General features: G+C 70.4%; 20 protein-coding genes, 3 pseudogenes and 1 riboswitch. Of the genes and pseudogenes, 15 read left to right on the top strand and 8 right to left on the bottom strand.

The annotated features are described in order from the left end of the window. Positions 1–62 precede the first annotated feature (62 nt). The 3 genes from ACIQMV_RS21425 (at position 63) to ACIQMV_RS21415 (ending at position 2,725) form a co-directional block, all read left to right on the top strand. Positions 63–1,103: a LacI family DNA-binding transcriptional regulator gene (locus ACIQMV_RS21425; RefSeq protein ID WP_401781302.1), complete on the top strand. Its 1,041-nt coding sequence runs from the start codon at positions 63–65 to the stop codon at positions 1,101–1,103. Positions 1,104–1,276: 173 nt separating this feature from the next. Next, entirely contained in the window at positions 1,277–2,449 is a 1,173-nt protein-coding gene (locus ACIQMV_RS21420; RefSeq protein WP_402594681.1) for a mandelate racemase/muconate lactonizing enzyme family protein, read from the top strand. A 120-nt stretch (positions 2,450–2,569) separates the two neighbouring features. After that, positions 2,570–2,725 (top strand): hypothetical protein, encoded by a 156-nt coding sequence (locus ACIQMV_RS21415; RefSeq protein WP_402594680.1) that lies wholly within the window; start codon positions 2,570–2,572, stop codon positions 2,723–2,725. A 190-nt stretch (positions 2,726–2,915) separates the two neighbouring features. Here ACIQMV_RS21415 and ACIQMV_RS21410 read toward each other — a convergent pair whose 3' ends face one another. Together ACIQMV_RS21410 and ACIQMV_RS21405 are read right to left on the bottom strand one after the other, a co-directional pair. Beyond that, complete coding sequence (locus tag ACIQMV_RS21410) at positions 2,916–3,587, bottom strand: response regulator (protein WP_402594678.1); 672 nt, start codon at positions 3,585–3,587, stop codon at positions 2,916–2,918. Beyond that, positions 3,584–4,813 (bottom strand): sensor histidine kinase, encoded by a 1,230-nt coding sequence (locus ACIQMV_RS21405; protein ID WP_402594855.1) that lies wholly within the window; start codon positions 4,811–4,813, stop codon positions 3,584–3,586. The genes ACIQMV_RS21410 and ACIQMV_RS21405 overlap by 4 nt, the downstream gene beginning before the upstream one ends. Positions 4,814–4,993: 180 nt before the next feature. Here ACIQMV_RS21405 and ACIQMV_RS21400 point away from each other — a divergent pair, with 180 nt between their 5' ends. Continuing rightward, positions 4,994–5,617: a hypothetical protein gene (locus ACIQMV_RS21400; protein ID WP_402594677.1), complete on the top strand. Its 624-nt coding sequence runs from the start codon at positions 4,994–4,996 to the stop codon at positions 5,615–5,617. Between the two features lie 66 nt (positions 5,618–5,683). Here the strand turns inward: ACIQMV_RS21400 and ACIQMV_RS21395 are convergent. Both ACIQMV_RS21395 and ACIQMV_RS21390 read right to left on the bottom strand, forming a co-directional pair. After that, positions 5,684–5,845 (bottom strand): annotated as a pseudogene (locus ACIQMV_RS21395) (UTRA domain-containing protein); the annotation flags it as partial. Between the two features lie 235 nt (positions 5,846–6,080). Further along, positions 6,081–6,332: pseudogene (locus tag ACIQMV_RS21390) on the bottom strand (MarR family transcriptional regulator); the annotation flags it as partial. A gap of 112 nt (positions 6,333–6,444) precedes the next feature. Here ACIQMV_RS21390 and ACIQMV_RS21385 point away from each other — a divergent pair. The 7 genes from ACIQMV_RS21385 to ACIQMV_RS21355 all read left to right on the top strand — a co-directional run bounded on the left by ACIQMV_RS21385 (position 6,445) and on the right by ACIQMV_RS21355 (position 12,300). Beyond that, positions 6,445–7,698: an MFS transporter gene (locus ACIQMV_RS21385; RefSeq protein ID WP_402594676.1), complete on the top strand. Its 1,254-nt coding sequence runs from the start codon at positions 6,445–6,447 to the stop codon at positions 7,696–7,698. Between the two features lie 37 nt (positions 7,699–7,735). Further along, complete coding sequence (locus ACIQMV_RS21380) at positions 7,736–8,560, top strand: aldo/keto reductase (RefSeq protein ID WP_402594674.1); 825 nt, start codon at positions 7,736–7,738, stop codon at positions 8,558–8,560. Between the two features lie 106 nt (positions 8,561–8,666). Next, positions 8,667–9,461: an SDR family NAD(P)-dependent oxidoreductase gene (locus ACIQMV_RS21375; RefSeq protein WP_402594672.1), complete on the top strand. Its 795-nt coding sequence runs from the start codon at positions 8,667–8,669 to the stop codon at positions 9,459–9,461. A gap of 215 nt (positions 9,462–9,676) precedes the next feature. Then, positions 9,677–10,084 (top strand): YciI family protein, encoded by a 408-nt coding sequence (locus ACIQMV_RS21370; protein WP_402594671.1) that lies wholly within the window; start codon positions 9,677–9,679, stop codon positions 10,082–10,084. Positions 10,085–10,092: 8 nt separating this feature from the next. After that, positions 10,093–11,232: an RNA polymerase sigma factor gene (locus tag ACIQMV_RS21365; RefSeq protein ID WP_402594853.1), complete on the top strand. Its 1,140-nt coding sequence runs from the start codon at positions 10,093–10,095 to the stop codon at positions 11,230–11,232. Positions 11,233–11,392: 160 nt separating this feature from the next. Beyond that, positions 11,393–11,788 carry a helix-turn-helix transcriptional regulator gene (locus ACIQMV_RS21360; protein WP_402594851.1) on the top strand — a complete coding sequence of 132 codons (396 nt, stop codon included), beginning with the start codon at positions 11,393–11,395 and terminating at the stop codon, positions 11,786–11,788. A gap of 68 nt (positions 11,789–11,856) precedes the next feature. Then, a complete protein-coding gene (locus ACIQMV_RS21355; RefSeq protein ID WP_141365084.1) occupies positions 11,857–12,300 on the top strand; it encodes a VOC family protein in 444 nt (147 codons plus the stop codon). 154 nt (positions 12,301–12,454) lie between these two features. Here ACIQMV_RS21355 and ACIQMV_RS21350 read toward each other — a convergent pair whose 3' ends face one another. Then, entirely contained in the window at positions 12,455–13,009 is a 555-nt protein-coding gene (locus tag ACIQMV_RS21350; RefSeq protein WP_402594669.1) for a hypothetical protein, read from the bottom strand. Positions 13,010–13,423: 414 nt separating this feature from the next. On the opposite strand from ACIQMV_RS21350, the gene ACIQMV_RS21345 reads away from it, so the two are divergent. The 4 genes from ACIQMV_RS21345 (at position 13,424) to ACIQMV_RS21330 (ending at position 17,296) form a co-directional block, all read left to right on the top strand. After that, positions 13,424–14,320 (top strand): methylenetetrahydrofolate reductase, encoded by an 897-nt coding sequence (locus ACIQMV_RS21345; RefSeq protein ID WP_402594667.1) that lies wholly within the window; start codon positions 13,424–13,426, stop codon positions 14,318–14,320. 431 nt (positions 14,321–14,751) lie between these two features. Further along, a complete protein-coding gene (locus ACIQMV_RS21340; protein WP_402594665.1) occupies positions 14,752–15,777 on the top strand; it encodes a metallophosphoesterase family protein in 1,026 nt (341 codons plus the stop codon). A gap of 198 nt (positions 15,778–15,975) precedes the next feature. Continuing rightward, positions 15,976–16,176, top strand: a complete 201-nt coding sequence (locus ACIQMV_RS21335) for a hypothetical protein (RefSeq protein ID WP_402594663.1) — start codon at positions 15,976–15,978, stop codon at positions 16,174–16,176. Between the two features lie 361 nt (positions 16,177–16,537). Further along, positions 16,538–17,296, top strand: coding sequence for a sugar phosphate isomerase/epimerase family protein (locus tag ACIQMV_RS21330; protein ID WP_402594662.1), 759 nt, complete (start codon positions 16,538–16,540; stop codon positions 17,294–17,296). Between the two features lie 241 nt (positions 17,297–17,537). On the opposite strand, the gene ACIQMV_RS21325 is transcribed toward ACIQMV_RS21330, so the two are convergent. The 3 genes and pseudogenes from ACIQMV_RS21325 to uvrA all read right to left on the bottom strand — a co-directional run bounded on the left by ACIQMV_RS21325 (position 17,538) and on the right by uvrA (position 22,674). Next, entirely contained in the window at positions 17,538–17,936 is a 399-nt protein-coding gene (locus ACIQMV_RS21325; RefSeq protein ID WP_402594660.1) for a hypothetical protein, read from the bottom strand. Between the two features lie 26 nt (positions 17,937–17,962). Further along, on the bottom strand, positions 17,963–19,630 hold the full coding sequence (gene ettA, locus ACIQMV_RS21320) for an energy-dependent translational throttle protein EttA (protein ID WP_402594658.1): 1,668 nt from the start codon (positions 19,628–19,630) through the stop codon (positions 17,963–17,965). 39 nt (positions 19,631–19,669) lie between these two features. After that, a riboswitch (Fluoride riboswitch) is annotated at positions 19,670–19,733 on the bottom strand. Between the two features lie 18 nt (positions 19,734–19,751). Next, positions 19,752–22,674 (bottom strand): annotated as a pseudogene (uvrA, locus tag ACIQMV_RS21315) (excinuclease ABC subunit UvrA). Between the last annotated feature and the right edge of the window lie 407 nt (positions 22,675–23,081).

Raw genomic sequence — 23,081 nt, 5'->3', positions numbered from 1 at the left:
ACCGACCCGTAAGCCGAGACAACGCGCCTGTACCCGAACGGCCCGAACGGGCACGGGCGCACGTGACCCTGGACTCCGTCGCCCGTACCGCCGGGGTCTCCGCGGCCACCGCCTCGCGGGCACTCAACGGCACCGCACGGGTGCGCGAGGACCTGCGCGAACGCGTACTGCTCGCCGCGGAGCACCTCGGCTACATCCCCAACGCCCATGCGCAGGCGCTCGCGAGCGCCCAGAGTTCCGTCGTCGGCGTCATCTGCCACGACGTCGGCGACCCGTACTTCTCCGCCATCGCCAGTGGCGTGATGCGCGCCGCCGCCGCTCGGCACCTCATGGTGATGCTGGCGAGCACCTTCCGCGAACCCGCCCGTGAGGTCGCCTACGTCTCGACGCTGCGCGCCCACCGCGCCCGCGCCATCCTGCTCATCGGCTCCGGCTTCGAGGACGCGGACTGGGAGCGGTCGATGGCCGCGGAACTCGGGCCGTACGTGTCCGGCGGCGGCCGGGTCGCCGTCGTCAGCCGCCACCGCAGCCTGCGGGTGGACACCGTGCTGCCGGAGAACCGGGCCGGGGCGGCGGAACTGGCCAGGGCCCTGATCGGTCTGGGGCACCGGGAGTTCGCGGTGCTGACCGGGCCGCCGTCACTGACGACGGTCGCCGACCGGCTGCGCGGCTTCCGCGACGCGCTGGCCGAGCATTCGATCCGGCTGGCCGCCGACCAGGTGGTCGAGGGCGCGTTCACCCGTGAGGGCGGGTACGCCGCGACCGCCGAACTGCTCGCCCGGGGCCTCAGGGCGAGTTGCGTCTTCGCCGTCACGGACGTGATGGCCGTGGGAGCGTTGGCGGCACTGCGCGAAAGCGGGCTCCGGGTACCGGAGGACCTGTCGCTCGCGGGCTTCGACGACGTACCGATCGTCCGGGACCTCACCCCGCCGCTGACCACGGTCGCGCTGCCGCTCGCACGGATGGGGGAGACCGTCCTGGACCTGGCGCTGCGCGAGCCGCGGGGGCGGCGCTCGCGCGTGGAGCGCATCGCGGGCGAGGTCCTGCTGCGGGGCAGCACAGCCCCCTGGCGGGGTCGCACGGTGCCGCCGGGACGGGGGTGACGTCGCGCGCCCGGACGCCCACCGGCTCCTGGGCCGCCCAACGGCTGCTGGGCCGCCGACCGGCTCCTGGGCCGCGCACGGACTCCCGAGCCGCCCACCGACTGCCCGGTCGCACGTCGGCCCCGGCTCGTAATGGCAAACCACTTCAGTCACTGCAGACGGAAGGACCGCCCATGACACCGCTTCGGCTCCCGCTCGGCGACCTGACCATCGACCGCGTCACCACGTACGCCGTCGCCCTGCCCACCCGGCGCTCCTTCGGAGTCTCCGGCGGCGCGGTGGCCGTGGCCGGCCGGCCCAGCATCCGCGTCCTGGTACGGGTCGACGCCGACGGTGTGCACGGCTGGGGCGAGGCGACGCCGATCCCCGCGTGGACCTACGAGACCGCGGAGTCGATCGTCACGACCGTCGACCGCTACCTCGCGCCGGCGATCCTCGGGCGTCCGGCCTGGGACCTCGGCGGCGTGGACGCCGCGTTCGACCGGGCCGTCAACCGGGGCTTCACCATCGGCGCCCCGCTGGCCAAGGGAGCGGTCGACGTCGCGCTGCACGACCTGCTCGGCCGGGCGGCCGGCGTGCCGCTGGGGAAGCTGTGGGGGCAGCGGCGCCGGGAGACGATCGAGCTGGGCTGGGTCGTCTCCGGCCAGTCGCCGGCGGAGGTCGGCGACAGCGTGGCGGAGGGCGTGGACGAGGGCTACCGGGCGTTCAAGGTGAAGGTGGGGCTGCACGACGAGGAGACGGACGCGGCCGTGGTGGCGGCCGTTCGCGAACACGCCCCGGCCGGAGCCCCGTTGTGGGTGGACGCCAACCAGGCGTACACCGTGCCGGCCGCGCTGCGCATGTCCGCCCGCCTGGCCGGCCTCGGGGTGACCGCCTTCGAACAGCCGCTGCCCGCCAACGACATCGCCGGACTGCGCAGGCTCCGGGACTCCTCACCGATCCCGGTCGCGCTCGACGAGAGCCTGCGCCATCCCACCGACCTGGCGACGTTCGTCCGCCTCGAAGCCGTCGACATCGCCATCGCCAAGGTGCAGCGCAGCGGCGGGCTCACGCTCTCTCGGCGGCTGTGCGCGCTGGCCGAGGACTGCGGCGTGCAGCTCATGGGGTCGGGGCTCACCGACTCGGACGTGGGCCTCGCCGCCTCGCTGCACCTCTTCGCGGCCTACGGGCTCGACACACCCGTTGACCTGAACGGCCGTCAGTTCGTCGAATCGCCCTACGCGGGGCCGACGGTGACGATCGAGAACGGGACGGCGCGCGTACCCGACGGTCCGGGGCTCGGCGTCGAGGTCGACGACACCGCGGTGCGGAAGCTGGCTGTGGACGTCCTCGAACAGAGGCCGTGAGCAGGATCAGGGCGCGGGACCCCTTCGCGGCTTCATCACGGGCGCGGCCGGTGGAGCCGGTCCCGCCCGCGCCGCGTCCAGTACCCGCGCCCCCCGATCGACGACGATCAGGAGCAGGAGTTGGACCTCGAGGACCTGACCCGCGAACAGGTCTTCGACTGGCGGGTGCGGGCCATGAAGGACCCGCAGTGGGTGTTCGGCCACATCGACCGGTACGGCGAGAGCTCAGCCAGGTGCCTGTTCACCAGGCGGCTGGTGTACCAGGTGCAGCACTAGCCGGCCTCGTGCGCCTGGACCTCGGCCACATGTCTTGGGTGCAGGCATGAGCGGCGGCGGGATGTGCGGCGTCGACCTGGCCCGGGCTGCGCTGCCGACCATCCGGATCTGTGGGTGGTGGGACGCGGGACCTCGATGCCGACGGGGTTCGGGCAGAGGGGCGGGATGATGCCGGACAGCCGCGGACTGGTCACCCTTCAGGCCGGTGGCCGGGCTGGACGAGACCGCACTCGTAGGCGAAGACGACGGTCTGGACCCGGTCGCGCAGGCCGAGCTTGGCGAGGATGCGGGTCACGTGGGTCTTGACCGTCGGCTCGCTCAGGAAGAGTGCCGTGCCGATCTCCGCGTTGGAGCGGCCGCGGGCGATGAGACCGAGTACCTCGCGCTCGCGCGGGGTCAGCTTCTCCAGCCCGGTAGGCCGGTCCGAACCGGGGCGCGGACGGCGTACGTACTCCTCGATCATCCGCCGGGTGATCTCCGGGGCCAGTAGCGCCTCGCCCGCGGCGACGGTGCGGACGGCCCCGGCGAGTTCGCGCGGCGGTGCGCTCTTGAGCAGAAAACCGCTCGCCCCGGCGCGCAGCGCCTGGTAGACGTACTCGTCCTCGTCGAAGGTGGTGAGGATGAGTACCCGGGCCTGGCAGCGCCCGCCCCGCAGCAGGCGGCGGGTCGCCTCGATCCCGTCCATGCGCGGCATCCGGATGTCCATGAGTATGACGTCGGGCAGCAGGGTCAGCGCGCTGTCGACCGCCTCCGCGCCGTCGGCCGCCTCGCCGACGACCTCGATGTCCTCCTGACCGCCCAGAATGGAGCGGAAGCCGCCGCGGACCAGGGCCTGGTCGTCCACGAGCAGGACCCGGATCATCGGGGTGCCGCCTGCAGCGGCAGGCTCGCGGTCACGGCGAAGCCGCCGTCGCCGGAGTGCCCGGTCTCCAGGGTGCCGCCGTAGAGGCCGACTCGCTCACGCATTCCCAGCAGTCCGTGGCCGATCCTCTTCGAAGCCGACCCCAGGGATGCGCCCGTGCGTCCGGTGTCCCGCACGCTGACCTGTACGGACTGTTCGTCATAGTGCAGCACCACATGAGCCGTGGTGGGCGCGGCGTGCTTGAGCGCGTTGGTGAGTGCCTCCTGCACGACCCGGTAGACGGTCAGGTCCATGCCAGGCGGCAGAGGGCGGGCCGGACCCTCCATGGTGAGTTCGACCGGCAGGCCGACGCCGGCCATGTGCTCGATGAGCTCGGCCAGGTTCGCGGTGCCCGGCTGCGGCTTGAGCGCGAGCCGCGTCGCTTCCCCGCGCAGCAGGCCGAGCATCCGGCCCAGTTCGCCGACCGCCTGCCGGCCGGTCTCCTGAACCGAGCGCAGCGGCGCGTGCGCCTTGGAGGGATCGCGGTCGAGCAGGTCTTCGGCGGCGCCCGCCTGGACGACCATGACGCTGACGCAGTGGGCGACGATGTCGTGCAGTTCGCGGGCTATGCGGGCGCGCTCCTCGGCGAGCGCGACATGGATCGCCTCTTCGCGCTCGGCCTCCAGCCGCTGGACCCGGGCCTGGTCGTCGGAGTGACTACGGGCCCGGGCGCGCAGCACCCGGCCGGCGACGAAGACGATGGCGATCGGCACCGCGGCGAACGGGATGTTGCTGACGGTGCCGGCGTCCGGGTTGCGCAGCATCACGAGGACGACGGTGGAGACGGTCGCCGCGACGCCGAGCCACGCGGGCACGCGTTCACCGTGCCGGGCCACCGAGTAGGTGGCGAGCAGCAGTGGCAGGAAGTCGCCCCACAGGGTGAACGTCAGCGGGGTGGCCAGCATCGGTCCGGCGATCGCGACCGCGACGACCACGGCCGTGGCGAGCGGGGCCAGCCTTCGCAGCGCCAGCACCAGCGTCGCCACGAGGGTGGACACGACCAGGGGCGGCATGGGGCCGTACCGGGTCGAGTTGTCGAGATCGAAGACGATGTCGAGCAGGGCGAAGCCGGTGATCGCGAGCGCGAGCAGAACGTCGGGCAGCAGCTCCGCCGGCCTGCGCCGCAGACGCGCCAGTGCCTCCGACTCCTCTTGCGCCGGCGACGGGGCGCGCGCCGTCTTCAGCATCACATCCGCAAGCTACCGGCGAGTTGAGCCGGGCGGCGTCATCCGAACGTCGTATTCGTCTTGTGAGAATCGCGACCAGCGAACGACCCGGTGCCGACCGGGGTACGACGACGCCCCGGGTCCGCCGGGCCGACGCTGAACGGCGCGCCGCCGAGTGGCGGCACAACGCAGGAGGAGACCATGACCGTGAACCTCAAGCGCCTGGCCGGCTGGGCGCTCATCGTCGGCACGATCGTCGCGGCGTTCGGCTACCTCGCCGCAAACCTCCTCGCGCCGGGCAGCGGCGACGAGGTCTTCCGCTATCGCCTCTGGCCGCTGTTCGAGGGGATCGCGGTCGGTGGGGACGTCATCATCGCGCTGGGGCTGCCCGTGATCCTGACCTTCGCGGGACGGGCACCGAAGCTGCACGTCGTCGGCTACGCCGGCATCTTCGCCGCGCTGGTGATGCTGAACATCGGCGAGGGAGTCATCGAGGGGTTCGTCAAGCCGTACCTGGTCGACCACGGCGGCATCCCCACCGAGCAGCCCTCCGGTTTCGCCGTCTTCGAGGGCGTCGCGCTGCTGTGCCTGCTCGTCGGCGCGATCTGCCTCGGCATTGCCGTGCTGCGTGCCCGGACGCTGCCGTGGTGGATCGGCGTCGCACTGCTCGTCTCGTGCCTGCTCGGCGCGCTCGGGCTGCCGGGACGGTGGTTCATCCTTCCCGACGACGTGTTCTTTGCCGCGCTGTTCGCCATCGGCGTCCACGCCGTTCGCGGGCGCAGTGAGGTTGCCACGGCGAGTGTGGTCGAGTCGGCCGCGGTCTGACCCGGATCCACAGATGGTGGAGGCTGATCGCCCCTTGCTCCGGTGGGCTTCCCGGGCCCTCGGGGTTCAGGACCGCACGAACAGCCGGAAGTCGAAGGCGTACCGGGACGCGCGGTACAAGTGAGCCCTGTGCTCGACCGCTCGTCCCGTGTCGTCGCATGCCATGCGCTGCATGGTGAGTAGGGCTGCCCCGTCCTCCTCATCGAGGTGGGCGGCTTCCTCGGCTGATTCCGACTGCCCGGACGAATCCGCCCAAAAGGGCTCCGCCGTCCACGAGATGAAGCGCCCCGGCCGCGGCGCCGCCGGGTCGCTGGCCATCGCTGAGGAACTGCGGCACTGCGACGTCCAGACCGGGGCGCGACGCACCATGCCGACGTGCACCTCTTCCGCGGCGCTTCAGCACCGCACCGAGCCGAGAGCGGCGGCTTTCGCAGGGACCCGCTACATCGCAGTCGGCGTCGGGTCATACCGGCTGGACGCCGCCCTGCAATTGCTCGACGGCGTGGACCAGGGGCGCGAGCACGGGCTCGGTGGCCGCCTGGTCGAGGGCCTCGCGCAGGGCGGCGTCGCGGGTGGGGCGGGCCTCCTCCAGCAGACGCAGGCCGTCGTCGGTGACCTCGGTGCAGATGCCGCGGCGGTCGACGGGGCACAGGTGGCGCGAGGGCGCCCCGTGCTCCTCCAGCCGGGTCACCTGCCGCGTGGTGGCGCTCCGGCTCCGACCAGCCACTCACTCTACCTGCGTTTGCCACTAGCCAGCGTGTGCAATTATTGTTTGCGCACGTAAGACGCTTGCGCAATCTGATTTTGTACGTCAAAGGACCCTCGTCATGCCGCTCGCACTGCTGGCCCTGGCCATAGGGGCCTTCGGAATCGGCACCACGGAATTCGTGATCATGGGGCTGCTGCCCCAGGTCGGCGCGGACCTCGGCGTGTCCGTACCGACGGCCGGCTTCCTGGTCACCGGCTATGCCCTCGGCGTCATGATCGGCGCACCGATCATGACCGTCCTCGGCACCAGGATCTCCCGCAAGAACATGCTCATGCTGCTCATGGGCCTGTTCATCCTCGGCAACTTCATCTCCGCCGTCGCCCCGGTCTTCGCCGTCATGCTGATCGGCCGCGTGGTGGCCTCGCTGGCCCATGGCGCCTTCTTCGGCATCGGCTCCGTCGTCGCCGCCGAACTGGTGGCCCCCGAGAGGAAGGCCGGCGCCATCTCCATGATGTTCACCGGCCTGACCGTGGCCAACGTCGTCGGCGTACCCCTGGGCACGTATGTGGGCCAGAACGCCGGCTGGCGCGTGACCTTCCTGCTCGTCGCCGCCCTCGGCGTACTCGGCCTGGCCGGCGTGGCCAAGCTCGTACCCGACCTGCCCAAGCCGGAGGGAACGCGGCTGCGGCACGAGGTCGCCGCCTTCAGGAACACCCAGGTCATCTTGGCCATGGCCATGACGGTCCTCGGCTTCGGAGGCGTGTTCGCCGCGATCACCTACATCGCTCCGATGATGACCGAGGTCGGCGGCTTCGCCGGATCCTCCGTCACCTGGCTGATGGTGGTCTTCGGGCTCGGCATGGTGGCAGGCAACCTGATCGGCGGCCGTTTCGCGGACCGCAAGCTCATGCCCATGCTCTACACCGCGCTGGGCGGCCTGGCACTGGTCCTGCTGCTGTTCACCTTCCTGGCCTCCAGCAAGACGGCGTCCGTCGTGGCCGTCTTCCTCATCGGCGCTCTCGGCTTCGCCACCGTCCCGCCGCTCCAGAAGCGCGTCCTCGACCACGCCCACGGCGCGCCGACGCTGGCCTCGGCGGCCAACATCGGCGCCTTCAACCTGGGCAACGCCCTGTCCGCCTGGGTCGGCGGCCTGGTGATCTCCGCCGGCCTCGGCTACACCGCGCCCAACGCCGTCGGGGCCGTACTGGCCGCCGCCGCTCTGGTCCTGGCCGTCATCTCGCACCGGCTCGAACCGCGGCCCACCCGCATCACCGCGGTTCCCGCCCCGGCGAACCCCGACCTCGCCGCGGCCACGGACCCTACGGCCGCCCACCCCGCCGCTCCCGCAGCCGCGCGAGCCGTCCGCTCCTGATCCCCCCACCCAGCAGTACCGAGGAAAGGAACCCCTCATGACTTCCGTGCCGAACGTGACGCTCAACAACGGTGTGATCATGCCCCAGTTGGGCTTCGGTGTCTTCCAGGTCCCCGACGAGGAGACCACCGCCGCGGTCACCAGCGCCTTGGAGGCCGGCTACCGCAGCATCGACACCGCGGCGGTCTACGGCAACGAGCATGGCGTCGGCAAGGCCATCGCCGCCTCCGGCCTGCCCCGCGAGGAGCTCTTCGTCACGACCAAGCTGTGGAACGAGGACCAGGGCCACGACCGGGCCCTGGCCGCGTTCGACGCCTCCCTGGACAGGCTCGGCCTCGACCACGTCGACCTCTACCTCATCCACTGGCCCACCCCGGCCCGTGACCTGTACGTGGAGACCTACAAGGCGCTGGAGAAGATCCTCGCCGACGGGCGTGCCCGCGCCATCGGCGTCTCGAACTTCCAGATCCCCCACCTGCGGCGGCTCATGGAGCACACCGGCATCACCCCGGCGGTCAACCAGGTGGAGCTGCACCCCGGCCTCCAGCAGACCGCGCTGCGCGCCTTCCACGCCGAGCACGGGATCGCCACCGAGGCCTGGAGCCCCCTGGCCCAGGGCGCGGTCCTCGGGGACGAGGCGATCGTGCGAGTCGCCGAGGCGTATGGCGTAACCCCGGCGCAGGTCGTGCTGCGCTGGCACCTCCAGACCGGCAACATCGTGATCCCCAAGTCCGTCACCCCCGACCGCATCCGGCAGAACCTCGACGTCTTCGGCTTCGAGCTCACCGACACCGACATGGCCGCCCTCACGGACCTCGACCGCGGTCTGCGCACCGGCCCGGACCCCGACACCCTCAACTGACCCCGTACGTCCCCGGGTACCCGTCCGCCGCGGACGGGGACCCGGGGACCCGGGTGGCACCGACACCGCCGCAGCAGCTTCACAGCCTCAACGACGGGAACGCGTCATGCAGATCGATCTCTCCGGCCGCACTGCCCTGGTCACCGGCTCCACCCAGGGCATCGGCCACGCCATCGCCACCGGCCTCGCCCGCGCGGGCGCCCGCGTCGTCGTCAACGGCCGCGGCGAGGAGCGCGTCGCGGCGGCCGTCCGCACCGTACGCGCCGACTCCGGCAGCGACGACGTCACCGGCGCCGCGGGCGACCTGGCGACGGAGCAGGGCGCCGCCGCCGTACTGGAGGCCGTGCTCGCGGTCGACATCCTCGTCAACAACCTCGGCATCTTCGGCTCCGCCGCTCCTCTTGAGATCGACGACGCCGAGTGGCGCCGCTTCTTCGAGGTCAACGTCCTCTCCGCCGTCCGGCTCATCCGCGCCTTCCTGCCCGGCATGAAGGAACGGGGCTGGGGGCGCGTCCTCAACCTCGCCAGCGACGCGGCCGTGGTCATCCCCGCCGAGATGATCCACTACGGCATGACGAAGACCTCGCTGCTCGCCGTCACCCGTGGGTTCGCCAAGGACGCCGCCGGGACCGGCGTCACCGTCAACTCCGTCATCGCCGGACCGACCCACACCGGCGGCGTCGAGCGATTCGTCCGCGAGCTCGTCGGCGACGAGCTGCCCTGGGACGAGGCGCAGCACGAGTTCATGGTCAAGCACCGCGCCCAGTCCCTGCTGCAGCGGCTCATCGAGCCCGAGGAGATCGCCAACATGGTCGTCTACCTCGCCTCGCCCCACGCCTCCGCCACCACCGGAGGTGCCCTGCGGGTCGACGGCGGCTACGTCGACTCCATCCTGCCCTGAGCCCGGCGCCCGGGCGTGATCAAGCCTGTGGCCTCGGTGCCACGTCCGGGGCGAGGACGGGCTCGACGGGTTCCAGCAGCACCGGGAGCTCCACACGGGGCTCGTCCATGAGAACCCGAAAAAGTTCCGACGACGATGTCGAGAACCCGTGACCGGCTCCGTCCCCGGGGTGAATGCGACGACAATGGGTCGCATCAGCACCGAGGAGAACCACCATGGCGAAGTACCTGCTGCTCAAGCACTACCGAGGCGCTCCGGCCGCGGTCAACGACGTGCCGATGGACCAGTGGACGCCGCAGGAGATCTCGGCCCACGTGCAGTACATGAACGACTTCGCGGCCCGACTCGAGAAGACCGGCGAGTTCGTCGACGGTCAGGCGCTCGCCCCCGAGGGGGCGTGGGTCCGGTACGACGGTGAGGGGCGCCCGCCGGTCACCGACGGCCCGTTCGCCGAGACCAAGGACCTCATCGCCGGCTGGATGGTGATCGACGTCGACAGCTACGAGCGCGCCGTCGAGCTGGCCGGAGAACTGTCGGCCGCCCCCGGAGCGGGCGGGAAGCCGATCCACGAGTGGCTCGAGGTGCGCCCGTTCCTGACCGCGCCGCCCACCATCACGGAGTGACCTCACCAGTGAACGAGGCCCTGCTCCGGAGCCTCACGCCGAGCGTGCTCGGGATCCTCGTCCGCCGCGGAGCCGACTTCGCGGCGGCCGAGGACGCCGTGCAGGACGCGCTGGTCGAGGCCGTCCGCGTCTGGCCGGCCGGCCCTCCGAGGGACCCCAAGGGCTGGCTGGTCACCGTGGCCTGGCGCCGCTTCCTCGACGCGACCCGCGCGGACGCCGCCCGCCGCCGACGGGAGGACCTCGTCGACGAGGAGCCGGCACCCGGGCCCGCGCCCGCGGTGGACGACACGCTCCAGCTCTACTTCCTGTGCGCCCACCCGTCGCTGACGCCGTCGTCGGCGGTCGCGCTCACGCTGCGCGCCGTCGGCGGGCTGACCACCCGGCAGATCGCCCAGGCCTACCTGGTGCCCGAGGCGACCATGGCGCAGCGCATCAGCCGCGCCAAGCGCACCGTCTCCCGCGTACGATTCGACCAGCCCGGCGACGTCGCCACCGTGCTGCGCGTCCTCTACCTGGTCTTCAACGAGGGCTACTCCGGCGACGTCGACCTCGCCGCCGAGGCCATCCGGCTCACCCGGCAGCTCGCGACCGCGATCGACCACCCCGAGGTGGCGGGGCTGCTCGCCCTCATGCTGCTCCACCACGCCCGGCGCGCCGGGCGCACCGCGCCCGACGGCAGCCTGGTACCGCTCGCCGAGCAGGACCGCGGCCGGTGGGACACCGAGTCCATCGCCGAGGGCATCGAGATCCTGCAGACGGCCCTCGCTCGCGACCGGCTGGGCGAGTTCCAGGCCCAGGCCGCCATCGCCGCACTCCACGCCGACGCGCCCACCGCCGAGGAGACCGACTGGGTCCAGATCGTCGAGTGGTACGACGAGCTCACGCACCTGACCGACAGTCCGGTCGTCCGGCTCAACCGCGCTGTCGCCGTCGGTGAGGCCGACGGTCCGCGCGCCGGCCTCGCGGCACTCGCGGCGCTGGACGACTCACTGCCCCGCCACGCGGCGGTCGCGGCGTACCTGCACGAACGCGACGGCGACCTGACAACGGCGGCCCGGCTGTACGCCGAGGCGGCCCACAAGGCCCCCAACCTCGCCGAACGCGACCACCTGACACGCCAGGCCGCCCGGCTCAACGCGCGCCGGTGAGCAAGCGCTGCACGCAGTGCCGGTGGTCGACCTGTGAATCAGCCCGTGCGGGGCGGGCATGGGGGGGATGTGTCACCATCGCCGGGTGAGTACCACGCCGGCCTCGACGTCCGACGCCCAGCTTTCGCAGGTGCGGCGGCTCCGTCTGGCCAAGGACGCCATGGACCGTGATTGGGCCGAACCCATCGACCTGGACGCGCTCGCCGCACACGCCGGGTACTCGCGTTACCACTTCGTCCGCGTCTTCCGGGATGTGTACGGGCAGACGCCGGGGCAGTATCTGAGCCGCCGCCGCATCGAGCGCGCGGAGGACCTGCTGCGCACCGCCGACCTGTCGGTCACCGAGATCTGCACGCTGGTGGGCTTCACCAGCCTGGGATCCTTCTCGTCGAGCTTCAAGAAGCACACCGGCCTCACCCCGAGTGAGTACCGTGCCCGGCATATCGGGCGGGGAGCGGCGCTGATTCCCGGGTGTTATGCGCTGCTCTGGCACGGAAGTTTCAAGGGACTAGTGGAGCGCGGCACCGAAGAGCGCAACTTTGGAGAAGCCCCGTGAGGCGGCGGTGACTACGTTGGTTGCGACGCGTGGGTGAGTGGCGCCCCGCCGAGCACAGGGAGTCAACCATGATCAAGGGTTTGTCGATCGCCAACGTCTGGGTCCTCGACCACGACCGGGCCAGGGCGTTCTACACCGAGAAGCTGGGGCTCGAGGTCCGTGTCGACATGACGATGGGCGAGGCCGGGATGCGCTGGCTCACCGTCGGCGCCAAAGACCAGCCGGATCTCGAACTCACGCTGATGGTCCCGGGCCCGCCCGCGCTCGACCCCGAGTCCGCCGAGGAACTGAAGAAGCTGATCGCCAAGGGCGTACTGGGCGCGGGCGTATTCGCCACCGACGACATCCATGCCGACTACCGGGCGATGAAGGCGCGCGGCGTGGAGTTCCTGCAGGAGCCGCAGGAACGGCCGTACGGCACCGAGGCCATCTTCCGTGACGATTCCGGCAACTGGTTCTCCTTCACCCAGCGCCGCGAGCAGCTCGATCTCGACAAGGATTGGGGCTGCTGACACATGAGCCGCAGACCGTGATCTTCAAGTCCGGATTTCGGCTTGCCACGGGGATGGCCAGGAGCGGGCGATAGCACTGATACGGCCGAGGACTCCGCCGACCTCTTGTTCTTGACCCGACACCTCAAGCGGGCCGCTGCGGCCGCCTCTGGTCTCATATCCTCCCCGTGACCACTCGGACGCGGTGGCCCAGCGCCCGTCCGAAGAGGGCGGTGAAGTTCGGGTCAAGGGGCGGCCAGTTGTCGAACTGGAAGCCCAGGTGGGCGAAGGCGAAGTAGTCGCGGGTCCACTCCCAGTCGGGAAGCGGCGCGCGATGGGCGCAAGCCGGGCAGTCGAGGTCGGCGGCCCCCGTGGCGCACCAGGTGTCGATGACCGCGCCGGACCAAGCGGAGGTGGCGCTCTGACAGCGAGGGCAGACCGCGGAAGGGGAATCGCCCTGACCGGCGACGAAGACCGTACGCCCCGTGATGACCCGCAGCTCGTCGCCCGGCTCCTCCTCCAACTCCTTGATCCTGGCACGCCAGTCCCAAGAAACTGGATCGGCGGCCTCCCTCCACCGCGGTCCGGCCAGATGGGCCACACCGCCCCGCCACGGCACCGGGCGGATGAACCCTTCCGCCTCCAGCCAGCTCCTGCCGCGTCGGCTCCACGCGACGGCCTCTTCCGCTGAGGCGTCCAAGTCCACGATGGTCTGTCGGTAGGTGCCCACAGCCTTCCTTCCGGCAGGGTGCGTCGACATCACTGCTGCCAAACGTTAGGTGATCCAACGGTCACCTCTGACGTGATCGGTGCTGGCATCCTGCGGTTTCGCGTTCGGCGCGGCAAAGGAATTAGAGTCCGCCTCGGCAGCCCCACGGAACGTCCGGGCTGCGAATGTCAGCTACGCCCGCATTGCCCCTATGTTGCTTTCTTCTACGTCACATGTCCCGGTCCGGTCGCGACGGTCGCCGAGGGCGGATGAAGTCATCCGCGTGAGCCGCCGTGAGGTGTGGACTTCCGGCGTTGCGGGAGCTTCTGAGTCAGACCTGCACGGAATGCGCCGCACGCACAGGCACACGCAAAGAAGGCAGGGTCGCGCAGCCCCTTCATGTCCACTTCGCCGCACCAACCAACGGAGCATGTGATGACGCCCGCGAGAACCGCGCAGGACCCGGCCTCCCGAACCGCCGGCGGCTTCTTCGCCCGCCCGGCGAAAGCGGCGTTGGCGGACGCGCTGCGGAACGCCTCGTACGAGATCCTGCCGTTCAAAAGCGCGGAGGAGAAGGTACTGGCCCATGTCCCGAAGGACGTGGCACTCACGGTGACGACGACCGAGGCCAAAGGCCTGGGGCCCACGATCGGGCTGGCCGCTCGGCTCAGCGGGCACGGCTACAGCGTCGCCCCACACATAGCGGCGCGCCTGGTGCGTGATGAGGCACACCTCGCCGACATCGTGTCGCGACTGCGGGACTCCGGTGTCGATCGGCTCTTCGTCATCGCCGGCGACGCCCCCGAACCGGCCGGTTCCTTCCCGGACGCACTGAGCCTGCTTGAGGGCCTTCAGCCCGTCGGGCGGACTTTCGCGTCCATCGGGATCGGCGGCTACCCCGAGGGGCACGGCAGAATCAGCGACGAGCTGATCGAGAAGGCGCTCCGGGCCAAGGCGCCTTACGCGAGCCATGTCATCACCCAGTTGTGCTTCGATGCCGACACCACGATCCGTTGGGCACGCATAGCGCAGGCATTCGGGGTCGATCTGCCCGTCCGGGTCGGCATTCCCGGCGCGATCAGCCGCCAGAAGCTGATCCGTGTCTCGGCCGGGCTCGGCCTGGGCCAGTCGGCCCGCTTCCTGAAGAAGCAGCAGAACATGCTCTGGCGCTTCTTCCTGCCCGGGGGCTACAGCCCGAACAAGCTGATCGAGCGGCTGACGCCCGCCTTCGGCATGTCCGGCAACCGCCTGCAGGGCTTCCACGTGTTCACGTTCAACGACCTCGACAGCACCGAGGCCTGGCGGCAGGCCTGGCTGGCCCGTCTGTCCTGACTCGGGTCGCACATCCCACCGGATTCGGCGCGCAGGGCCCTCATGCGGGTCGAGTTCGCCCACGCCGACGGCACGGTCCTCGACCTGGACGCCCTGCGGCGGAGGGCCGGGCTTGTCGCCGACGAATCCGACATGACCTGGCGGCTCACCGACAGCGCGCGCCGGCCGTCGGCCCTCATCATGGTGAGTAAGTTCGCGCACTGCCTGAGCGACCTGTTGTTCCGTAACTCGATCGGTGAACTCGACCTCGACGTCGTGGCCGTGGTGCCCCACCACCCCGACCTCGGCCGGATCCGCGTGACTGGCGGCCACGGGCGAAATGTCGAGGGGCGTTCACCTGCCTGCCCGCTTGATCGCGTATTGATAACGGGTCTAGTCCATCGCGCGGGACTGGTGTCCCGTGTCCCGCGCGACAGCCGAAAGGAAAGACCGTGGAACGCAGATCCCTGCTGGGCGCCACCGCAGGAGCCCTGGTGCTCGGAGGCCTCGCCCAGGTGCCCGCCGAGGCCGCGCCGGCCGTCGGCGGTAACGGTGGCGGTGGCGGGCTTGTCACCACGTTCAACGTCATCAGCGACATTCAGGGCGACCTCGGCGACTTCGCCGAAGCGCTCAAGGACATCAGGGCCACCAACCCGCACTCCTCGGGCATGGCCGTCGCCGGGGACATCACCCCGCGCGGCTACGACTTCGAATACGCCGAGGTGCGGAAGATCCTGGACCAGGGCCCGAAGCCGCGTGAGGTCGCCTGGGCCATCGGCAACCACGAGTTCTACGTCCCCAAGTGGGCCGACCCGGACACCCTCGCCCAGAGCACCTGGCCCAACGGCACCACCGAGGAATCCCTCTTCCGCAGCTTCTACAACTTCGCCAAACGGTCCACGATCTATGCCGAGACGACGTTCGGCGGCATCCCGGTCCTGACCATCGGCACCGAGCGCTACATGAAGTACCACGACAACTCCCTGTGGGACGAGGTGTGGATCAGCGAGGCGCAGTTCCAGTGGCTCGAGGACCGACTGCAGTACTGGTCACGGCGCCGCAAGCCGGTCATGGTGATCACCCACCATCCGCTGCCCAACACCGTCTCCGGTACCCGCAGCAAGATCTACACGAGCGACTACCTCCAGCCCGACCGCCTCCTCGGTCTCCTCGGGCGTTACCGCGATGTGTTCCTCTTCAGCGGTCACACCCACTGGGACCTGACCCTGTCCGACTGGTACGTGCGCCGGATCGTGCCCGGCACCGCCAACCTCGACGGCTTCTCGGTGGTCAACACCGGTGCGGTGCAGACCGGTTTCGCCGACAACGGTCAGGGCGGCGAGGTCACGGTCCCCGGTCACTTCAACCAGGGACTCCAGGTGGACGTGTACCGCGACCGCGTCGTCATCAAGGCACGTGACTTCGCGACCGGCAGCTGGATGAAGCAGATCACCGTCCCGCTTGCCACACGGATCTGACCCCGGACCGGGCAACGCCGCCAGGGCCCGGCGACGTTGCCCGGCCGCGGTTCACACGTGCTCACCGATGACCGAAGCGGTCAGTTCCGACCACGCCTCACTGCTGTCGCCGGCGATACAGGCGAGGACGTCATGTGCCGCGCTCTGGGCTGGAGTGCGGATTTGGCATCGAGGCGACTGGTCCATGACAATTTTCAGATGATCGATCGAGTCAGCTTGGCTGTATCGGCTTTGGGTGCTCTGGTCTGCCTCATGCTCGTCATCGGTGCGTCGCGGGCGTATCTGGCTGGAGATGAGCCGGCATGGTTGGTCGCGCTGGCATGCCTGCTGCAAGTCACCACCGTCTGGCAGTTGGTCCGCGACATCCGCCGCCGCCGACCGCGAAGCGAGGCGGAGTGACGTCTCGTACGGGGCAGTTGGCCCGCTGACCGTCAGTTCCCGAGCAACTGGGCATCAGTGACGGTCAGCTGCGCACGCAGTGAGCCCACGGCGACTTATGAGCGGGCGATGTCAAAGACCTTGTGTAAGCGGTTGATATGTCCCTAGCATCCTCTCAACTTTCGCTGAGAGAGGGACAAAGATGAACTCCGCTCAAGGAAAGTCACACGGTCGCCGTCAATTCCTCCGTGGAGCAGCGGTCTCCGCCGCCGTTCTGGCCGTCGGATCGCAGGCCTGGTCGGCGCAGGCGGCTCCGTCTCCCGGAGCGGGCAGACGAGTTCCGGCAGGCCGTATCGGTCTCCAGCTCTACACCGTGCGCGACATGCTCGCCGTCGATCCCGAGGGCACACTCGAGATGATCGCCGACGCGGGCTACGCCGAGATCGAGCCCGCCTACACCTACGGCGGCCGCACTGCCGAGCAGTTCCGGAGGATCGCCGATGCGAACGGGCTGCGGGTGATCGGCAGTCACCACAATCCCGGCGACTTCCGGGGCGCCCGCGCGCAGCAGACCTTCGACAACGCCGTGGCGCTCGGACAGGAGTACGTCGGCGTCTCCTACATGGACGGTGCGCAGACCGCCCAGGGCTACCGCGCGATGGCGCGGGAGATGAACCAGTGGGGCGAGGCTGCCCGGGCCCGTGGACTGCGCTGGTACGCCCACCTGCACGACAACGAGTTCCACGCGGATCCGCAGACCGGCCAGACTCTCTTCGACGTATGGCTGGAGGAGACCGACCCGGATCTGGTCTGGTTCGAGATGGACCTCTACTGGATCCTGCGGGCAGGCGCGGACCCGGCCCCCTACCTCAGGTCGTACGAGAAGCGGTTCCCGATGCTGCACGTCAAGGACGGCGCACCGTGGAACAACATCGAGACCGACCTGGGAGAGGGCGAGATCGACTTCGCGGGCATCTTCGCCAACCTGCGGCAACTGCCCCATCACCACTACATCATCGAGAGGGACCAGCAGCCCGACCCGGTCCGCACCGCCCACGTGTCCTACGACTACTTCCGCACGATCCGCGTAGGCCCTCCGGGCAACGGCCACGGCCCCGGCGGAGTCGCTCAGAGGTCCTGACAAAGGCTCTCCGTGAGCCGTTCCTGCAGTTCGGCCCGGACGCGGCCGACCTGCAGGAGGACGAGGGAGGCAGCCTCGCCCGTCAGGTGAGCGCGGGAGCGTTCCCGGCCGGCGGTACCCGGAAAGTTGCGGCGGATCCATCCGGCGAGGAGTTCGGTCTGCCCGACGTCCTCGGAGAAGTGGCAGCGGAACCGGGGGTTCGGTGTGAGCCGAGCACGCGGGGAGTCGCGCCCCGCCCTCGTCAGGTGAACCAAGGCGAGGGCACAGTGGCTGTGGCACTGCCGACGAAGGCGCGGCAGTCGGTGACCCGGTGGCGGCGTATGCCGTGGTGGCGGGCCAGCGCGCGGGCGGCTCCGTGCAGGGTGCGGTAGGCGCCGGTCTCGCGGGCGCTGCCCACCGGGACGGCGACCCAGCGGGCAGTATGGCCGCCGTGGTGCCGTCGGGCCCGGCCGAGGAGCCGTCCGTCGCAGGCGACGACCTGGATGACCGGGTGTCCGGGGAACAGCGGGGTACAGGCCAGGCCGTACACCCGGGCCAACCGTTTCACGGCCTGCTCCTCGCAGATGTGCCATTTCGCGTTGAGGACGGTGATCTGGGCCATGCGGACCGCGGCGACCGCCTCGCGATCGAGTTCTGTCATTGCGGGGCTCCAGTCGATCGCGGTCGTCAGCCGCGGACCAGGCGGCGGTGGGTGACCCGGTGCGGCCGGGCCGCCTCCGGACCCAGCCGCTCGAGCTTGTTGGCCTCGTAGTCGGCGAAGTTGCCCTCGAACCAGAACCAGTGGGCGCCGCCCTCCCAGGCGAGGACGTGGGTGGCGATGCGGTCGAGGAACCAGCGGTCGTGCGCGGTGATGAACGCGCACCCCGGGAAGTCGAGCAGGGCGTTCTCCAGTGACGCCAGCGTCTCCACGTCGAGGTCGTTGGTCGGCTCGTCCAGCAGCAGCAGGTTCCCGCCCTGCTTGAGGGTGAGCGCGAGGTTGAGCCGGTTGCGTTCGCCGCCGGACATCACACCCACCGGTTTTTGCTGGTCGGCGCCCTTGAAGCCGAAGGCGGCGACGTAGGCGCGTGAGGGCATGTCGATGCTGCCGACGTGGATGTGGTCCAGGCCGCCCGAGACGGCTTCCCACACCGCCTTGCCGGGGTCCAGTCCAGCGCGGTTCTGGTCGACGTAGGAGATCTGCACCGTGTCGCCGATCCGCAGTGTGCCCCTGTCGGGCCGCTCCTCGCCGACGATCATCCGGAACAGGGTCGTCTTGCCGACGCCGTTGGGGCCGAGCACCCCGACCAGGCCGCCGCGCGGCAGGGAGAACGACAGGTCCTCCATCAGCAGCCGGTCGCCGTAGCCCTTGGCGACGTGGTCGGCCTCCAGGACCAGACTGCCCAGGCGCGGACCGGGCGGGATCTGGATCTGCTCGAAGTCCAGCCTGCGCGTCCTGGCAGCCTCGTTCGCCAGTTCCTCGTAACGCTGCACGCGTGCCTTGGACCTGGCCTGCCGCCCCTTGGCGCCGGAGCGTATCCACGCCAGCTCCTCGGCCAGCCGCTTCTGGCGTCTGGCGTCCTTGCGGCCCTCGACCCGCAGGCGGGCCGCCTTGGCCTGGAGGTAGGTGGAGTAGTTGCCTTCGTAGGGGTAGGCGTGGCCGCGGTCGATCTCCAGAATCCACTGGGCGACGTTGTCCAGGAAGTAGCGGTCGTGGGTGACGGCGACGACCGTGCCGGGGTAGTCCGCGAGGTGCTGTTCCAGCCAGGCCACGGATTCGGCGTCCAGGTGGTTGGTGGGCTCGTCCAGCAGGAGCAGGTCGGGCTGGGACAGCAGCAGCCGGCACAGCGCGACGCGGCGCCGCTCACCGCCGGAGAGTTCGCGCACGGGGGAGTCGGGCGGAGCGCAGCGCAGGGCGTCCATGGCCTGCTCCAGGCGGGAGTCGAGGTCCCAGGCACCGGCGTGGTCCAGGGCTTCCTGAAGGCCGCCGAGTTCGTGCAGAAGCCGCTGCGTCTCGTCGCCCCCGGTCTCGCCGAGGCGGCCGGTGACCTCCTCGTAGCGACGCAGCATGCCGCGGATCTCCGCCACGCCCTGATCGACATTGCCCTGGACGGCGGTGGTGTCGTCGAGCCGTGGTTCCTGCTCCAGGATGCCGACGCTGGTCCCGGGCGCTGGGAACGCCTCACCGTGGGTCGGCCGCTCGAGGCCGGCCATGATCCGCAGAACGGTCGACTTGCCCATGCCGTTCGGCCCGACCACGCCGATCTTGGCGCCGGGGAGGAAGGCGAGGGTGATGTCGTCGAGAATGACCTTGTCACCATGGGCCATGCGGGCCTTGCGCATCGTGTACACGTACATCCCCGATGCCTCCGTGGCCGGGCCGCCGGGCGGCGGCTGGTGTTCCCAGAGGCCATCAGCACGGGACGTGCGGTCGAGGGCGAGCCTCATCGCCCACCTCCATGGTGCGCCGGAGCACCGCCTACTGCCAGACGCCTGCCGTGGCCGATCGCGTCCTGCCCGTCTGCCGCCGTACAGGCTGCCGAGGCGGAAGCACGTGGCGCAGCGCGCGGCCGGTGTGGCTGTGCTCCACGGTGACCACGTGTTCGGGGGTGCCCTCGGTGACGACCCGGCCGCCGGCCATGCCCCCTTCGGGGCCGAGGTCGATGACCCAGTCCGCGGTCTTGATCACGTCCAGGTTGTGTTCGATGACGACGGCCGTGTTGCCCTTGTCGACCAGGTGGCCGAGCACATCGAGGAGCTTGGCGATGTCGTGGACATGCAGGCCGGTGGTGGGCTCGTCGAGGATGTACAGCGTGTGGCCGGTGAACCGCTTGTGCAGTTCGGCGGCGAGCTTGACGCGTTGGGCCTCGCCGCCCGACAGGGTCGGAGCGGGCTGGCCGAGGCGTACGTAGCCGAGGCCCACGTCGACCAGAGTGCGCAGGTGCCGGTGGATCGAGGTACTGGGGTGGAAGAACTCGGCGGCCTGCTCGATCGGCATGTCCAGCACTTCGGCGACGTTCCTGCCCTTGTAGCGCACCTCGAGGGTTTCACGGTTGTAGCGGGTGCCGTGACAGACCTCGCAGGGGACGTACACGTCGGGCAGGAAGTTCATCTCGATACGGAGGGTGCCCTCACCCGCGCACGCCTCGCAGCGGCCGCCCTTGACGTTGAAGGAGAACCGTCCGGCCTGCCAGCCGCGGACCTTCGCCTCGGTGGTGGCGGCGAACAGCTTGCGGATGGGGTCCCACACACCGGTGTAGGTGGCCGGGTTGGAGCGCGGGGTACGGCCGATCGGTGACTGGTCGACGTGGACGACGGCGTCCACCAGATCGGCGCCGAGCAGCCTGCGGTGATGCCCCGGTACGGTCCGGCCGCCGTGCAGGTGACGGGCGAGGGCCGGGTGGAGGATGTCGTTCACGAGCGTGGACTTGCCGGAGCCGGACACGCCGGTGACCGCGATCAGGCAGCCGAGCGGGAAGGATACGTCGATGCCGCACAGGTTGTGCTCCCGGGCACCGACCACCGTCAGCTGCCGGTCGGGCGAGGCCGGGCGGCGTACCGGAGGAACGCGGATCTGCCTGTGCCCGGACAGGTAGGCCCCGGTCAGCGACCGTTCGTCCGCCAGGAGTTGGGGGAGCGGGCCACTGTGCACGACGTGGCCTCCGTGCTCGCCGGCACCGGGGCCGAGGTCGACGATCCAGTCGGCGGCCCGGATCGTGTCCTCGTCGTGCTCGACGACGATCAACGTGTTGTCCAGGTCGCGCAGTCTCAGCAGGGTGTCCAGCAGGCGCTGGTGGTCGCGTGCGTGGAGCCCGATGGTCGGCTCGTCCAGCACGTACAGCATCCCGGTCAGGCCGGAGCCGATCTGTGTGGCCAGCCGGGTGCGCTGCGCCTCCCCGCCCGACAGGGTGGCCGCGGCCCGGTCCAGCGCCAGGTAGTCCAGGCCGACGGAGAGCAGGAAGCCCAATCGCGCCTGAAGCTCCTTCAGGACCCGGCCGACGATCAGGCGCCGGCGACGGTCCAGCACGAGTCCGGCCAGGAAGTCCGCGCAGTCCCGTACGGACAGGGCCGCCACCTGGGCGATGGACCGCTCGCCCAGCTCGCGGTGTTCGAGGGTGACCGCGAGGATCTCCGGCTTGAGCCGGGTGCCCTGGCAGGCGGGACAGGGGGCCTCCCGCAGGTAGCCCTCGTACCGCCTGCGGCCGTAGGCCGAGTCCGAGTCGGCCTCGGCGACGTGGCGTTCCAGGAACGGGATCACACCTTCGTACCGCGTCCAGTAGCTGCGCTCCCGGCCGAACCGGTTGTGGTAGCTGATGTGGACCGGCTCGTCCGTGCCGTACAGCACCACCGTGCGCTGCCCGGCCGACAGCCTTCGCCATGGTGTGTCCAGCGGCAGGTCGCAGGCGACGGCCACGGACTCCAGCAGCCGTTGGAAGTATTCGGTCTGCCGGCCCGCCCACGGCGCGATCGCCCCGTCGGCCAGGGACAGCGTGTCGTCCGGCACCACCAGGTCCTGGTCGACCTCGGTGCGTACGCCCAGTCCGGTGCAGCGCGGGCAGGCCCCGTAGGGCGAGTTGAAGGAGAACGTCCGCGGCTCCAGCTCCGTCACCGTCAGCGAATGACCGTTGGGACAGGCCAGATACTCGCTGAAGATCCGTTCCCGGACCGCCGACTCCTCCGGCTCGTCGAGGAACTCGACGATCACCTGCCCCTCGGCCAGCCGCAGGCCGGTTGCCACCGAATCGGTGAGGCGGCGTGCGACGCCCGGCTTGACGGCCAGCCGGTCGACCACGCACTCGATGCGGTGCCGGCGCTGCTTCGTCAGGGCCGGCGTCTCGGTGAGCCGGTGCACCGCTCCGTCGACCCGCACCCGTGAGAAGCCCTGGCCGCGCAGGTTGCTGAACAGTTCGTTGTACTCGCCCTTGCGGCCGCGTACCAAAGGGGCGAGGATCTGGAAGCGGGTGCCGACGGGCAGGGGCGAGGATCTGGTCGACGATCTGCTGCGGGGTCCGCCGGTCGACGCGCGCGCCGCAGGTAGGGCAGTGCGGGACGCCCGCACGGGCGTACAACAACCGCAGGTGGTCGTAAACCTCGGTGATCGTACCTACCGTGGAGCGCGGGTTGCGGGTGGTGGTCTTCTGGTCGATCGACACCGCGGGGGACAGGCCTTCGATGAAGTCCACGTCCGGCCGGTCGAGTTGGCCGAGGAACTGGCGCGCGTACGCGGACAGGGACTCGACGTAGCGCCGCTGCCCCTCCGCGAAGATCGTGTCGAAGGCCAGGCTGGACTTGCCGGAGCCGGACAGGCCGGTGAAGACGATCAGGCTGTCGCGGGGCAGGTCGAGATCGATGTTGCGCAGGTTGTGCTCCCGCGCCCCGTGGACCACCAGCCGGTCGGGCATTTCCGCCTCCTTGTGCCGATCGCCTCGCCCCGGTGGGTTACCGAGGAGACGCCGCGCACGGCGTGGACCTCGCGGACGTCGGTGCGCGGCGTCTGCCGGCCAGAGGCCCGAGCAGGGCGACCGGGGCGCCCCCGGCGGTTGGCCGGGGCAGGGCGGAGTGGCGGACGATGCGCGGGCCGTTGATCACAACGACGGGTCCGTCCGGCGGCTCGGCGGGCGGCGAAGTGCCCCTGCTTCGGGTGGTGGGTGCGGTCATTCCACGCCTCCCCACCTGTCGGCAGGGACCGTCGGCGGCGACGTGGCCGCGGTTGGCGGTGGGCCCCACCACCGTCCGTCTCCTGTTCACCGTACGAGCGGTCTTCGCAGACTTCCAGTAGAGGGCCGGCACGGCCCAGCGCCGGGACCGC

The organism is Streptomyces sp. NPDC091412 (genome assembly GCF_044756885.1).
GTDB lineage: Bacteria > Actinomycetota > Actinomycetes > Streptomycetales > Streptomycetaceae > Streptomyces.
Note: the sequence above shows the minus strand (reverse complement) of the source record. Positions and strands in the feature narration are given on the sequence as shown.